We start from the raw sequence: 14587 nt of genomic DNA on the forward strand, positions 1-14587 counted from the left end.
GTGCGGGCCGAACAAAACTTTCTGAACAATCAACTGGAACAGGACGGTGAGACTGATGGTTGATGCACCCTCAGGGCACGTTGACGAGAATACGGCGGAAGCCTTCCTGCAGGGCGCGTCGCTGAAGCACGCCCCGGGGCCCTACTTCGGGAACTACGGCGGACGCTGGATGCCCGAGTCCCTGATCGCCGCGCTGGACGAGCTCGAGGACACGTTTGACAAGGCAAAGGCTGATCCGGACTTTGTTGCCCAGATTGCTGACCTGAACAAAAATTACTCAGGCCGACCGTCCCTGCTGACGGAGGCGAAACGGTTTGCCGAGCATGCCGGGGGAGTTCGGGTCTTCCTCAAGCGCGAGGACCTCAACCACACCGGATCGCACAAGATCAACAACGTCCTGGGGCAGGCGCTGCTTGCCAAGCGCATGGGCAAGACCCGCATCATCGCCGAAACGGGCGCAGGCCAACACGGCGTCGCCAGTGCCACCGCCGCCGCCCTCCTGGGCCTGGAATGCGTGGTGTACATGGGCGCTGAGGACTGCCGCCGCCAGGCCCTGAACGTGGCACGGATGGAACTGCTGGGTGCCACCGTGGTTCCTGTGACGAGCGGATCCCAGACGCTCAAGGACGCCATCAACGAAGCCCTGCGGGACTGGGTGGCCAACGTGGACCACACCCATTACCTGCTCGGCACCGCTGCCGGCGCCCACCCGTTCCCCGCCATGGTCCGCTACTTCCATGAGGTGATCGGCGAGGAAGCCCGCGCCCAGATCCTGGAGCAGGCCGGCAAGCTGCCCGACGCCGTCTGTGCCTGCATCGGCGGCGGCTCCAACGCCATCGGCATCTTCCACGGGTTCCTCGACGACCCCTCCGTGAGGATCTTCGGCTTCGAAGCCGGCGGCGACGGTGTGGACACCGGCCGGCACGCAGCCACCATCACCCTGGGCAAGCCGGGCGTCCTGCACGGAGCCCGCTCCTACCTCATGCAGGACGACGACGGCCAGACCATCGAGTCCCACTCCATCTCCGCAGGGCTGGACTACCCCGGCGTCGGGCCCGAACATGCCTACCTGGCCGACATCGGACGGGTCAGCTACGAGCCCATTACGGACAGCGAAGCCATGGACTCCTTCCGGCTGCTGTGCCGCACCGAGGGCATTATCCCGGCCATCGAATCGGCGCACGCCCTCGCGGGCGCCATCAAAGTGGGGCAGCGGCTCGCGGCCGAGGCTGAGGAGTCCGGCGGCAACGCCTCGGAGAAGATCATCATCGTGAACCTGTCCGGCCGCGGCGACAAGGACGTGGCCCAGGCTGCGGAATGGTTCGACCTGCTCGACAAGAATTCACCGGAAGCCGAAATCGGCAAAGAGGGGGAGCAGCTGTGAGCACGGCGCAACTGACCAGCAAATCCGCAGCTGCGATTGACAAGGCGCGTGCCGAAGGGCGCGCGGCGCTCATCGGCTACCTCCCGGCCGGCTTCCCGGACGTCGAGCAGACCATCGCCGCCGGAATCGCCCTGGCCGAAAACGGCGCGGACCTCATCGAAATCGGCATCCCCTACTCGGACCCGGTCATGGACGGTCCCGTCATCCAGGCGGCTACCACCGAAGCGCTGGCCAAGGGCTTCCACGTCCGGCAGGTCTTCGACGTCGTTGCCGGCATCACCAGCAAGACCGACGCTGCAGTCCTGGTCATGACGTACTGGAATCCCGTGGTCCGGATGGGCGTGGATGAATTCGCGCGCAAGCTGGCCGAGGCCGGGGGAGCCGGGCTGATCACGCCGGACCTCATTCCGGACGAAGCATCAGAATGGTTCGAGGCCTCGGACAAGTACGGGCTGGACCGGGTGTTCCTCGTGGCACCCTCCTCCACCCCGGAACGGATGAAGCGCACCGTTGATGCCAGCCGCGGTTTCGTCTACGCGGTATCCATCATGGGTGTGACGGGTGCCCGCACCTCCGTCAGCAGCGCAGCGAAGGACGTGGTTGCCGCCGCGCATCACGCCGGCGCCGAACGTGTATGCGTGGGGCTCGGAGTTTCGAACGCCGACCAGGTCCGCGAGATCGCCGCCTACGCCGAGGGCGTCATCGTGGGCACGGCGCTCGTCGCCGCAATCCGCGACGGCGGTGTTCCCGCCGTCGCAGATCTGACCCGCGACCTCAGTTCGGGCCTCGCCCGGGAAGTAGCCTAAGCCACAATGCAGATCCTCCTTCAGGCCGCCGCCGCGGTGCCGGCCAGCATCCCGAGCCCGGACTGGTCCGGCTTCGACATTCCGTTGCCCTGGGGGAGCCTGCGGATCCATGCCTACGCCCTGTGCATCCTCGCAGGAATCGTTCTGGGCCTGTGGCTGACCTCCGTTCGCTGGGCCCGCCGCGGCGCTCCCGAGGGCAGCGTCTGGGACATCGTCATCTGGGCGATCCCCTTCGGCATCATCGGCGGCCGGCTGTACCACGTGGTCTCTTCACCGGACCAGTACTTCGGGCCCGGGTTCGACGGGACAGGCGACCTTTGGCTGATCCCGCAGATCCAGCGCGGCGGCCTGGGCATCTGGGGTGCCGTGGTGCTGGGCGTTGTTGGGGCCTGGATTGGCTGCCGGCGCGCGGGTGTGAAGCTGACTGCCTTCCTGGACGCGGCGGCCCCGGGCCTGCTGCTGGCCCAGGCCATCGGCAGGTGGGGGAACTACTTCAACCAGGAGCTCTTCGGCGGCCCCACCACCCTGCCGTGGGGACTGCAGATCGACGCGGACAACCCCAACTTTCCCGCCGGCATGCCGGCGGACACGCTGTTCCACCCCACGTTCCTCTATGAGTCGCTCTGGAACATCGCCGGTGTGGTGATTCTGCTGGCCCTTGACCGCAGGTTCCACTTCCGCCGGGCCAGGCTTTTCTGGCTCTACGCGATGTACTACACGCTGGGCCGGGTATGGATCGAAGCAATGCGGATCGACGATGCCGAACAGATCAATCTCTTTGGCATCACCACCAGGCTCAACGTCTGGACCAGCATCTTCGTGTTCATCGCAGCACTGGTGGTGTTCATCCTGGTGGGGATGAAGGGCCGGCCCGAACCGGACACGCCGTACCTGGCAGGACGCGGTCCCGCCCCCGAAGCCGATGACAGCGGCAGTACATCCGGTGACGGTGACGCCGGCGATACTGGCGTGAAATCTGATGACCCTGTGGCTGCTGTTGTTCCGGCCGTCCGCAATGCGGATACCCGTGTCTCAGATAGTGAATCGCGTGATAATCTCCCTGTTATCCAAAATGGATCCGGAAACGCTTCCACCCCAACGGAAGACGAACCGGCAGTCAGGGACGGCAAAAAGTCCGTCCCTGCGACGCCGGGCACCGGAGATTCCGGCCGTAAGGTCACGGAATCCGCGCCGGAGGCTGGCACAAGCAAGTAGCACGCCGGCACGGCTGGGCAGCAGAGCTACCGCTCGGAGCGCCCGCACACCACAATGTCGTGGCAAACAGGGCCCGCCCGGACAGCAGATAGCCGCTGTCCGGTCAAGCCCGGGTCAGGGGCCTGCGTAACTGTTCGTTCAGCAGGCCTGTCTGACCTACAATTTCCTGTAAATAACACTTTGTTGTGCCCATCACACCGGCGCTCAGAAGTGGGGCCAACGGTGTCCCTTCCATACGTACGATCTCGAGGAAGGACGTCTTCAATGACCCATCTTCATAGCCCACGCTGGTCCGAAAAAATAGGATCTGACGGCCCCGTCTCTCCGTTCAAGCGCTTCGCTGCGCTGCCGGAGGCCCGGGGTCTATACAATCCGGAAAACGAAAAAGACGCGTGTGGCCTGGCAATCATCGCCACGCTCCGCGGTGAGCCCGGCTACGACATTGTCGACGCCGCCCTGACCGCCCTGCGCAACCTCGAACACCGTGGTGCCGTAGGCGCAGACGAAGGCACCGGTGACGGTGCCGGCCTTCTGATGCAGATCCCCGACGAATTCTTCCGGGCGGTCACGGAATTCGAGCTACCCGCGCCCGGCCAGTACGTTGCCGGGACCGCCTTCCTGCCGTCCGAGCAGCGCGAGGCCGACGCCGCGAAGGCAGGAATCGAGGGCCTCGCAGCTGACGAGGGCCTCACGGTCCTCGGCTGGCGTGAAGTGCCCATCGTGGCGGATCTCGTCGGCGCCATGGCCCGCGCCTGCATGCCGTACTTCTCCCAGCCTTTCCTCGCTTCCGCAACCGGTGAGCAGTTGGACCGCAACACGCTCGATGCCCGGGCCTGGCGGATCCGCAAGCGTGCCCAGAACAAGTTCGGTGTCTACTTCCCGTCCCTGTCGTCGCGCACCATTGTCTACAAGGGCATGCTGACCACTGCCCAGCTGGAGCCGTTCTACCCGGACCTCTCGGACAAGCGTTTCAAGACCAAGCTGGCCATTGTCCACTCCCGCTTCTCCACCAACACGTTCCCGTCCTGGCCGCTGGCCCAGCCGTTCCGCACCATCGCCCACAACGGTGAAATCAACACCGTCAAGGGCAACCGGAACTGGATGCGCGCCCGCCAGTCCCAGCTCGCCAACCCGCTGCTGGGGGATTCGCCGGAAGAGCTGTACCCCATCTGCACGCCCGGCGCGTCCGACTCCGCGTCCTTCGACGAAGTGGCCGAGCTGCTCTGGCTCTCCGGCCGGCCCATCACGCACTCCATCATGATGATGATCCCGGAGGCGTGGGAGAACCACGCCACCATGGATCCCGCACGGCGGGCGTTCTACGAATACCACTCACTGCTCATGGAGCCCTGGGACGGCCCGGCCGCCGTGTCCTTCACCGACGGCAACCTGGTGGGTGCCACCCTGGACCGCAACGGGCTGCGCCCCGGACGCTACTGGATCACCGAGGACGGTCTGGTCATCTTCGCGTCCGAGGTCGGCGTGATCGACGTCGAACCGTCCAAGGTGGTCAAGAAGGGCCGCGTTTCCCCGGGCAAGATGTTCCTGGTGGACACCGACGCCGGCCGCATCATTGACGACGAAGAGGTCAAGGCCGAAGTTGCCGCGGCGAACCCCTGGGCCGCGTGGCTCAAGGAGAACCTGATCGACCTCAAGGACCTCCCCGAACGCGAGCACGTGGTGCACACCGCCGCGTCGGTGAACATCCGCCAGCGCACCTTCGGCTATACCACCGAAGAACTCAAGATCCTCCTCGGCCCGATGGCCCGGACCGGTGCCGAACCGCTGGGCGCCATGGGTTCGGACACCCCGGTGGCGGTGCTGTCCAAGCGGCCCCGGCTGCTGTTCGACTACTTTGTGCAGTCCTTCGCGCAGGTCACCAACCCGCCGCTGGATGCCATCCGTGAAGAGCTGGTCACATCGCTGACGTGTGCCATCGGCCCGAACGGCAACCTGCTGGACACCAAGCAGGTCCGGCAGCCGCAGGTCTCGCTGCCGTTCCCGGTGATCACCAACGACCAACTGGCCAAGATCGCCAACATTGAAACGCCCGACGGCGACCGGATCGCCATGAAGGTCCGTGGCCTGTACCGGCCCGAAGGCGGCGAATCAGCCCTGCGTGCCAGGCTGACTGAAATCTGCGAGCAGGTTTCCGGTGCCATCAACCGCGGCGTGCAGTACGTGGTGCTCTCTGACCGCGACTCGAACGCCCAGTGGGCGCCGATTCCCTCCCTGCTGCTGGTCAGTGCCGTGCACCACCACCTGCTCCGGAGCGCCAACCGCACCAAGACGGCCCTCGTGGTGGAGGCCGGCGACGTCCGCGAGACGCACCACGTTGCCGTCCTGATTGGCTACGGCGCCTCCGCCGTCAACCCGTACCTCGCCATGGAATCTGTGGAACAGCTCATCTCAACCGGCGACGTGGTGGGGGTGACGCCGCAGGACGGCGTGTACAACCTCATCAAGGGCCTGGGCAAGGGCGTCCTGAAGATCATGTCCAAGATGGGCATCTCCACCGTGGCCTCGTACACCGGCGCGCAGACGTTCGAGGCCCTGGGCCTGGGGCAGGAGCTGGTGGACGAGTTCTTCGCCGGCACCCATTCGCAGCTGGGCGGCGTGGGCCTGGACGTCATCGCGGCCGAAGTGTCCGCGCGGCACCAGATGGCCTACCCGGAGGGCGGCATCGAACAGCCGCACCGCCCGCTGCTGGGCGGCGGCGAGTACCAGTGGCGCCGCGACGGCGAACCGCACCTGTTCAATCCGGAAACCGTCTTCCGACTGCAGCACGCCACGCGTGAGCGCCGCTATGACATCTTCAAGGCGTACACCAAGGGCGTGGATGACCAGTCCGAGAACCTGATGACCCTGCGCGGGCTGCTCAAGTTCAAGAACGATCGTCCCGCCGTTCCCCTCGAGGAAGTGGAGCCGGTCTCCAGCATCGTGAAGCGGTTCTCCACCGGTGCCATGAGCTACGGATCCATCTCCCAGGAAGCCCACGAGACCCTCGCCATCGCCATGAACCAGTTGGGCGGCAAGTCCAACACCGGTGAAGGCGGCGAAGACGTGGACCGGCTGCTGGACCCCAAGCGCCGTTCTGCGGTCAAGCAGATCGCCTCGGGCCGGTTCGGCGTCACCAGCCTGTACCTGACCAACGCCGAGGACATCCAGATCAAGATGGCGCAGGGTGCCAAGCCCGGCGAGGGCGGCCAGCTGATGGCGCAGAAGGTCTACCCGTGGGTTGCCCGCACGCGTCATTCGACCCCCGGCGTCGGCCTGATCTCCCCGCCCCCGCACCACGATATCTACTCCATCGAGGACCTCGCGCAGCTCATCTACGATGCGAAGCGCGCCAATCCCTCGGCTCGCGTCCACGTCAAGCTCGTCTCCGAAGTGGGGATCGGCACTGTGGCATCGGGTGTCACCAAGGCGAAGGCCGACGTCGTACTTGTCTCCGGACACGACGGCGGCACCGGTGCCTCCCCGCTGAACTCGCTCAAGCACGCGGGTGTGCCGTGGGAGCTCGGCCTCGCCGAGACCCAGCAGACGCTGATGCTCAACGGCCTGCGCGACCGCGTGGTGGTGCAGGTGGACGGCCAGCTCAAGACCGGCCGCGACGTGGTGATCGCCGCGCTGCTCGGCGGTGAGGAGTTCGGCTTCGCTACCGCACCGCTGGTGGTGGAGGGCTGCATCATGATGCGCGTCTGCCACCTGGACACCTGCCCGGTGGGTGTGGCAACGCAGAACCCCGAGCTGCGGGCCCGCTTCAGCGGCAAGCCCGAGTTTGTGGTCAACTTCTTCGAGTTCCTGGCCGAGGAGGTCCGCGAGATCCTCGCGGAGCTCGGGTTCCGCAGCATCGAGGAGGCCATTGGCCATGCCGAGGTGCTGGATGCCCGCGAGGCGATCAACCACTGGAAGGCCGACGGCCTGGACCTGGATCCGATCCTGCACGGTCTCGAGTTCGACGACGACGCCCCGCTGCGGAACATGACCTCGCAGAACCACGAGCTGGACAAGCACTTCGACCAGCGGCTGATCACCATGGCCACGGAGGCGCTGACCGACCGCACCCCGGTGAAGATCGCCGTGGACGTCATCAACACGGACCGCTCGGTGGGTACGATGCTCGGCCACACGGTGACCAAGACGTTCAGCACCGACGTGCTGGCGCCGGACACCATTGACATCACGCTGACCGGCACCGCCGGACAGTCGCTCGGCGCGTTCCTGCCGGCCGGCATCACGCTGCGCCTGTTCGGCGACTCCAACGACTACGTGGGCAAGGGCCTTTCCGGCGGACGGATCATTGTCCGGCCGGACCGGACCAACGTGTTCAAGGCCGAGGGCAACGTCATTGCCGGCAACGTGATCGGCTACGGCGCCACCAGCGGCGAAATATTCCTGCGCGGCCAGGTGGGCGAACGCTTCCTGGTCCGCAACTCGGGCGCCACCGCGGTGGTGGAAGGCATCGGCGACCACGGCTGCGAGTACATGACCGGCGGCCAGACGCTGATCATCGGCAGGACCGGACGCAACTTCGGCGCCGGCATGTCCGGCGGCACCGCCTACGTGCTGGACCTGCGGACCACGCGGGTCAACAAGCAGGCGCTGGAATCCGGCGAACTGCAGCTGCGCGAACTGGACGCCGAGGACCGCGACATCGTCCACGGGCTGCTGGTCAAGCACGTCGAGGAAACCGAATCCCTGCACGCGCAGCGGCTGCTGGAAAACTTCGACGACACCTGTGCCCGCATTACCAAAGTGCTGCCGCGCGATTACGCGGCAGTCCTGCAAACCCGTCTTGACGCGATCGAAGAGGGCCTGGACCCCGATGGCGAAGAAGTATGGGCCCGAATCCTGGAGGTAACCGGTGGCTGACCCACGCGGATTTCTAAAAGTACGCCAGCGTGAAACCCAGCCACGCCGCCCTGTTCCGGTCCGCATCATGGACTGGAAGGAAGTTTACGAGGCCCAGGAAAAGGGTGTCCTGAAGGCCCAGGCCGGCAGGTGCATGGACTGCGGCGTACCGTTCTGCCACCAGGGCTGCCCGCTGGGCAACCTGATTCCGGAGTGGAACGACCTCATGTGGCGGGACAAGGGTGAGGAAGCGATTGAGCGGCTGCATGCCACCAACAACTTCCCCGAGTGGACCGGCCGGCTGTGCCCGGCGCCCTGTGAGGCGTCCTGCGTCCTGGGGATCAACCAGCCTGCCGTCACCATCAAGCAGGTTGAAGTCTCGATCGCTGACGAGGCGTGGGAGAACGGCTGGGTCAACCCGCTGCCTCCGACGCGCCTGACCGGGAAGACGGTTGCCGTCGTCGGGTCCGGCCCTGCCGGGCTGGCCGTGGCGCAGCAGCTGACCCGCGTGGGCCACACTGTCGCCGTTTACGAGCGGGACGACAAGATCGGCGGGCTCCTCCGCTACGGCATCCCCGACTTCAAAATGGAGAAGGAGCAGGTGGACCGCCGCATCGAGCAGATGAAGGCGGAAGGCACCCGATTCCGGACCGGCGTCGCCGTGGGTACCGATGTGACGTGGGAGCAGCTGCGGCGCCGGTATGACGCCGTGGTGGTTGCCACCGGCGCCACCGTCCCGCGTGACCTGCCCATTCCGGGCCGGGACCTGGACGGCGTGCACTTCGCCATGGATTACCTTGTTCCCGCCAACCGCGTGGTGGCGGGGGAGAACGTGGAGAACCAGATCCACGCCAAGGGCAAGCATGTGGTGATCCTGGGCGGCGGTGATACCGGAGCCGACTGCCTCGGTACTGCGCACCGCCACGGCGCCGCCTCGGTGACCACCCTGGCCATCGGTAAGCAGCCGCCGTCGGAGCGTGCCGGGCACCAGCCCTGGCCCACATTCCCCACGCTGTTCGAAATGGCCAGCGCACACGAGGAAGGCGGCGAACGGACCTACCTCGCCTCCACCGTGGAGTTCGTGGGGGAGAACGGTAAGCTCACCGGCGTCAAGGTGGCCGAGACGGAATTCGTTGACGGCAAGCGCCTCCCCAAGGCCGGCACCGAACGGATCATCCCGGCGGACCTGGTGTTCCTGTCCCTGGGCTTCACCGGAGCCGAGCCGGCCGGCATCACCGAGCAGGTCAGCGCCGAATTCGACGGCCGCGGCAACGTGTCCCGGGACGGCTATTACATGACCAACACGGAGGGCATCTTTGTCGCGGGCGACGCCGGCCGCGGGCAGTCGCTCATTGTGTGGGCCATCGCCGAAGGGCGTGCCTGCGCAGCGGCGGTGGACAAGTTCCTCATGGGCAGCACCATCCTGCCGGCGCCGGTGGCGCCGACGGACCGTGCCATCGCCGTGCTCTGACGGACCGTTTGACGCACGGTCAGTTCGCCTCAGGTTCACTTCCACAACGACTTAACCAATGCAGCACACTATTAGGGTAGGTATATGAGACGCGCTAAGATTGTGGCCACTTTTGGCCCGGCAATTGCCAGCTTTGAGAACACCTTGGCGGTGTTGGAAGCCGGCGTGGACGTGGCCCGGATGAACATGAGCCACGGCGATTACTCCGTGCACGACAACACCTATGAGAATGTCCGCAAGGCTTCAGCCAAGCTGAGCAAGCCGGTGGCCATCATGGCTGACCTGCAGGGTCCGAAAATCCGCCTGGGCCGGTTTGTCGACGGTCCGCATCTGCTGGCCGAGGGTGACACGTTCACCATCACCACCGAGGATGTGCCGGGCACCAAGGAGATCTGCTCCACCACGCTCAAGAGCCTCACCGAAGACGTCAACGTGGGCGATGCCCTGCTGATCGACGACGGCAAGGTGGCCCTGCGTGCCATCGAGGTGGACGACGTCAAGGTCGTTGCCGTCGTCACCGTCGGTGGGATGGTGTCCAACAACAAGGGCATCAACCTGCCCGGTGTTGCCGTCAACGTTCCCGCGCTGAGCGAAAAAGACGAGGACGACCTGCGCTGGGCCATCCGCCGCGGTGTTGACATGGTTGCGTTGTCCTTCGTCCGCGACGCCGGAGATATTTCCCGTGTCCACGAGATCATGGACGAAGAAGGCCGCCGCGTGCCGGTCATCGCCAAGATCGAGAAGCCGCAGGCCGTGGAGCAGCTCCACGAAATCATTGACGCCTTCGACGCCATCATGGTGGCCCGTGGCGACCTCGGCGTGGAACTTCCCCTGGAGGAAGTGCCGATCGTGCAGAAGCGTGCCATTGAACTGGCGCGCCGCTGGGCCAAGCCGGTCATCGTGGCCACCCAGGTCCTCGAATCCATGATCGACAACCCGCGCCCCACCCGCGCGGAAGCCTCTGACTGCGCGAACGCCGTCCTCGACGGTGCGGACGCGGTGATGCTTTCCGGTGAGACCAGCGTGGGCAAGTACCCGATCGAGACCGTTAAGGTTATGGCCCGGATCATCGAATCCACCGAGGTCCACGGGCTGGAGCGCGTCCCCCCGCTGGGGACAAAGCCCAAGACCCGTGGGGGCGCCATCACCCGCGCCGCCGTCGAAATCGCCGACCAGCTGGATGCGAAGTACATCTGCACCTTCACCCAGTCCGGCGACTCCGCACGGCGCCTGTCGCGTCTGCGCCCCATCAGGCCGGTGTTCGCGTTCACTCCGCTGGAGCACGTGTGGAACCAGCTGGCGCTGACCTGGGGGATCCAGCCGGTGCTGGTCCCCATGGTGGGCCACACCGACGAGATGACCGCCCAGGTGGACCGCAGCCTGCTGGAAATGAAGCTGGTGAAGGATGGTGACCTGGTAGTCATCGCCGCCGGTTCGCCTCCAGGCAAGGCCGGATCCACGAACATCCTCAAGGCGCACAGGGTGGGCGACTTCGCCGACGCCGGCAGCCTCGGCGACAGCGGCACGGGTGCTCCCCGGGAGAAGCTCGGCCCCTGGCCGACGTCCTAGCGGCTTAAACGGAAGAACCCCTGCCGGTTGGCAGGGGTTCTTCCGTTTAACCGGCGGAGGCTCGTGGCCTCCCGGTTGGCTAGTTGACCTGGTTGATGATGGTTTCGGCCACTTCGCGCATGCTGAGGCGGCGGTCCATGGAGGTCTTCTGGATCCAGCGGAACGCTTCCGGCTCCGTCAGGCCCATCTTGGTGGTCAGCAGGCTCTTGGCGCGCTCCACGAGCTTGCGGGTGGCGAACTGTTCCTGCAGGTCCGACACTTCGCTCTCGAGGGCCTTGATTTCCTCGTGCCGGGAGAGGGCGATCTCCAGGGCGGGGATGAGGTCCGCCGGGGTGAAGGGCTTGACCACGTAGGCCATGGCGCCGGCGTCGCGGGCGCGTTCCACGAGTTCCTTCTGGCTGAAGGCCGTCAGCAGGACCACCGGGGCGATGCGGGCCTTGACGATCTTCTCGGCGGCGGTGATGCCGTCCATGACGGGCATCTTCACGTCCATCAGGACCAGGTCAGGCTTGAGTTCTTCGGCGAGCTGCACGGCCTTTTCGCCGTTGTCCGCTTCGCCTACGACGTCGTACCCTTCCCCGCGCAGGATCTCGATGATGTCGAGCCGGATGAGGGTTTCATCTTCGGCCACAATGACGCGGCGCGCCGGCTGGGACGTGGGGTTTGACTCCGTCGGTTCAGTCACGGGATCTCCTTGGAAAGGTACGGGGGAACATCACCATTTTAGGTGCGCCCGCGGCCGTACTTTGAACTGCATGGTCTGTTGCGGCTTCAGCGGCGCGATTCTGGAATTTAGCCTATCTGCATGTAGAGTAATTCCGCGTACGTGAAGCGATCGCGTTGCTCACAATCAGCTGTGGGCGTACCGGTTTGCATCGCGTATTCCGCGCCCGAGTGGCGGAATTGGCAGACGCGCCGCACTCAAAATGCGGTATCGAAAGGTGTGTGGGTTCGAGTCCCACCTCGGGCACGACGTATTCCCTCGTCAGAGGCGATTTTGCTTTGACGTGTTGACAAAGCTTGCGATCGCGTCATCTGACGGGTTGGGTCGCGGGCTGTGGCCTGGCCGCCGCGGGGCCTATTCAGGTGTGTGGGGTGGCGGGTTCAAGTCCCTGGCTGGTGGGCCTTCCGCCTGCTGAAGTGGGGTTATGCAGTTCCTCGTTCCGGTTCTGTCGAGTGGGCCCGGGGTGGCCTACACCTATTCATGGGCCGGGGGAGCGAAGACGACATGACGTTGCGGATTATGGTTGGACCCGTTTGTTGAGAAGCGGCTTTTGTGACCTCATAGGCGCAGGGTGTGCGCGGTTTGTCTTGTCAAAGAGGGTGTGGACAGTGTCCACACTTACGTATGCTTTATTGGCGTGGTCGTAGGGCCGTGTCCACTGTCACCTCTGGTCACATGGGTTCCGAGCGCCAATGTCAGAACAGGGAGATATCAAGCTGTGACTTTCGGCGGTAAATGGCGGTGTTTTCACAGCGGTATTTGGCGCAAGCCTTAGCCCGTAAGGGGATCCCTCAGCTGCGCCACCGGTGTCCGCGCCGTGGGCTCACCCGTCGTGGCGCGAGTTCTCCTTAAGTTTTCTTATGCGGGTCCTGTTCATCAGAAACGGCGGAAGCGCCGAAACCCCACGTCGCCAGCGCGCCGCCAGGTAACGACGTGAGCAACAGGCCATCTCCTCCGGCGATTGTCCACGCCTCGAAATCCCGGTCGGTCGGTACATCGATACTGCTTCCATCGGCGAAGTCCAGATGAAGGACGCCTTCTTCGTCCGCGAATCCACCCACGACAGCGGAGCGCGCGACGGAGAGCACAGGCCCCAATTGCCGAGGGTCATCCCCAGGGCCAGCAGAATTGCGCGGCCATCCGCCGTTTTATAGGTGAAGGAGCATTCGATTCTGAGAACGAGCCCGCGTAGCGACGTGAATCCAAAGGAATAGTCGACGGTGCAGAGAGCCACCGGATCTCCGTCGACAGCTGTTAGCCATGTCCACACGACTCTTCCCATGGACGCACCGTACCCGCGACGGACGAGCCAGGGAGAAGGCCGCGCTCTAGCGAATGACGAATTCGACCGGAGTGGTGCCGTGTCACTGGGACTCTCTTCCGACAAGGGGATCCCTCACCCGGACAGCTGGGGCCGCAAGGATCTGTTCCGGGCGGCAGAGGCCCTCTGCTTTTGTTGGAGGCCTCTTGCCCCGGTCTGTGAGTCTTGACAGCCGTGGGCCATCAGGCATCATCGGTGGTGTCTCGCTGAACGGAATTTGGGCCGCGCTGATGACAGAATTAGGAGCTAAACAATGGGGACGATGATCGGCGCAGTGCACTCTATGGGGGGCGAGGCGCCTCGGCTCGAACGGGTGCTACTGCCCGCGCGACATGAGTTCGAGGTGACGGTCCCGGACGGCTCGGTGGTCCGAGGCTATGTGACCAGCTACGAGGTCTGGGATTCGTTTGTGCGGGTGAACGTGACTTTCATTGATCGGCCGCTGCGGAGCGGCCGCGACGACGCGCTCGTTCTACGGCTCTCCGACGGCACGTTCGCGAAGATGGTGCACGGGAATGGCGGCGGGAGCGAGCGCTTCAGCGTCATGGCAAGCGCGTTCGCCCGCCCGCCCGCCGCCCAGACTGCGACGCTCGGGCTCGGACGAGACCGGCGGAGACACCCCATGCCTCGCATTGTCCAGAACCCCGGCGGCGCGATGTTGCCTGCCCGCGATCCGAACGAGGAGATGGTTTTCACACAGATCATGGACCTCCCGCTCCCGTAGCGGATCCTTCAACGCACGTTGCTGATTGTGCCGCCCCCATTTGGGGGAGCACACAGATGCTGGCGCGCCGCCGCAGTCGCTGGAAAATCCGGAAGCTGGGTCGAGCTCCGTGAATCGGCTAGCCGAATGTGGGGACTACCAGAGCAAATCGAGGTTGAGTACGTCGATGCGGTGCCTGCCGGCCAGCCATGCCTCTATTACTGCGCCGAGGTCTGATTCGTGGCCGGCGAGTCCAAACCGTTTCGCGTCCTCCGACGTCGTGGGGATGTGGTCGTGTCCATCCTGAGGTGTACCGTGCGAACATTTCGAACACATCAACCGGATCCCGGACCAATCGTCGAGCCCGAGTCCCCGCTGTCCAAGGAGGTCCGACAGCGCCTGGACATCCTCGGCGGTCGCACCGACTATCTGGGCCTGCCATGTCGGCAGGCCGGATTCTTCAAGGCGTCCCAGCTCGTCGAAGACCGACACCTCGCGTCCCTCGAGCCGTCGGGTCCCTTTGGGTTCGCCGTCGTGCAG

Annotated in this window: 10 protein-coding genes and 1 tRNA gene; 8 read left to right on the forward strand and 3 right to left on the reverse strand. The window is 65.0% G+C overall.

Annotated elements, in window-relative coordinates; all coding sequences use genetic code 11:
• The first annotated feature begins 55 nt into the window (after positions 1 to 55).
• The 6 genes from trpB (at position 56) to pyk (ending at position 11299) form a co-directional block, all read left to right on the forward strand.
• The gene (gene trpB / locus SBP01_RS08220) at positions 56 to 1384 is read left to right on the forward strand and encodes a tryptophan synthase subunit beta (RefSeq protein ID WP_320538060.1); all 1329 of its coding nucleotides are present in this window, start codon (positions 56 to 58) and stop codon (positions 1382 to 1384) included.
• A complete protein-coding gene (gene trpA, locus SBP01_RS08225; protein WP_320538061.1) occupies positions 1381 to 2190 on the forward strand; it encodes a tryptophan synthase subunit alpha in 810 nt (269 codons plus the stop codon). The genes trpB and trpA overlap by 4 nt, the downstream gene beginning before the upstream one ends.
• Before the next feature lie 6 nt (positions 2191 to 2196).
• Entirely contained in the window at positions 2197 to 3405 is a 1209-nt protein-coding gene (gene lgt, locus SBP01_RS08230) for a prolipoprotein diacylglyceryl transferase (RefSeq protein WP_320538062.1), read from the forward strand.
• Positions 3406 to 3669: 264 nt separating this feature from the next.
• Positions 3670 to 8280 (forward strand): glutamate synthase large subunit, encoded by a 4611-nt coding sequence (gene gltB / locus SBP01_RS08235; protein ID WP_275213683.1) that lies wholly within the window; start codon positions 3670 to 3672, stop codon positions 8278 to 8280.
• Positions 8273 to 9730, forward strand: coding sequence for a glutamate synthase subunit beta (locus tag SBP01_RS08240; protein ID WP_275213684.1), 1458 nt, complete (start codon positions 8273 to 8275; stop codon positions 9728 to 9730). The genes gltB and SBP01_RS08240 overlap by 8 nt, the downstream gene beginning before the upstream one ends.
• Positions 9731 to 9814: 84 nt before the next feature.
• The gene (pyk, locus tag SBP01_RS08245; RefSeq protein WP_320538063.1) at positions 9815 to 11299 is read left to right on the forward strand and encodes a pyruvate kinase; all 1485 of its coding nucleotides are present in this window, start codon (positions 9815 to 9817) and stop codon (positions 11297 to 11299) included.
• A 79-nt stretch (positions 11300 to 11378) separates the two neighbouring features.
• Here pyk and SBP01_RS08250 read toward each other — a convergent pair whose 3' ends face one another.
• On the reverse strand, positions 11379 to 11984 hold the full coding sequence (locus SBP01_RS08250) for an ANTAR domain-containing response regulator (RefSeq protein WP_275213687.1): 606 nt from the start codon (positions 11982 to 11984) through the stop codon (positions 11379 to 11381).
• 203 nt (positions 11985 to 12187) lie between these two features.
• On the opposite strand from SBP01_RS08250, the gene SBP01_RS08255 reads away from it, so the two are divergent.
• A tRNA-Leu gene (locus SBP01_RS08255) sits at positions 12188 to 12269 on the forward strand.
• Positions 12270 to 12871: 602 nt separating this feature from the next.
• Here the strand turns inward: SBP01_RS08255 and SBP01_RS08260 are convergent.
• Positions 12872 to 13111 carry a DUF6188 family protein gene (locus SBP01_RS08260; protein WP_320538064.1) on the reverse strand — a complete coding sequence of 80 codons (240 nt, stop codon included), beginning with the start codon at positions 13109 to 13111 and terminating at the stop codon, positions 12872 to 12874.
• 486 nt (positions 13112 to 13597) lie between these two features.
• Between SBP01_RS08260 and SBP01_RS08265 the strand changes: the two genes are divergently transcribed.
• The gene (locus SBP01_RS08265) at positions 13598 to 14068 is read left to right on the forward strand and encodes a hypothetical protein (protein WP_320538065.1); all 471 of its coding nucleotides are present in this window, start codon (positions 13598 to 13600) and stop codon (positions 14066 to 14068) included.
• Between the two features lie 135 nt (positions 14069 to 14203).
• Here SBP01_RS08265 and SBP01_RS08270 read toward each other — a convergent pair whose 3' ends face one another.
• On the reverse strand, positions 14204 to 14539 hold the full coding sequence (locus SBP01_RS08270) for a hypothetical protein (protein ID WP_320538066.1): 336 nt from the start codon (positions 14537 to 14539) through the stop codon (positions 14204 to 14206).
• Positions 14540 to 14587: the final 48 nt, after the last annotated feature.

Source organism: Pseudarthrobacter sp. IC2-21 (genome assembly GCF_034048115.1).
GTDB lineage: Bacteria > Actinomycetota > Actinomycetes > Actinomycetales > Micrococcaceae > Arthrobacter > Arthrobacter naphthalenicus.

Coding starts and splice junctions, on each gene's coding strand:
- SBP01_RS08265 (WP_320538065.1), top strand. CDS start 13,598: ATGGGGACGATGATCGGCGCAGTGCACTCTATGGGGGGCGAGGCGCCT.
- gltB (WP_275213683.1), top strand. CDS start 3,670: ATGACCCATCTTCATAGCCCACGCTGGTCCGAAAAAATAGGATCTGAC.
- pyk (WP_320538063.1), top strand. CDS start 9,815: ATGAGACGCGCTAAGATTGTGGCCACTTTTGGCCCGGCAATTGCCAGC.
- lgt (WP_320538062.1), top strand. CDS start 2,197: ATGCAGATCCTCCTTCAGGCCGCCGCCGCGGTGCCGGCCAGCATCCCG.
- trpB (WP_320538060.1), top strand. CDS start 56: ATGGTTGATGCACCCTCAGGGCACGTTGACGAGAATACGGCGGAAGCC.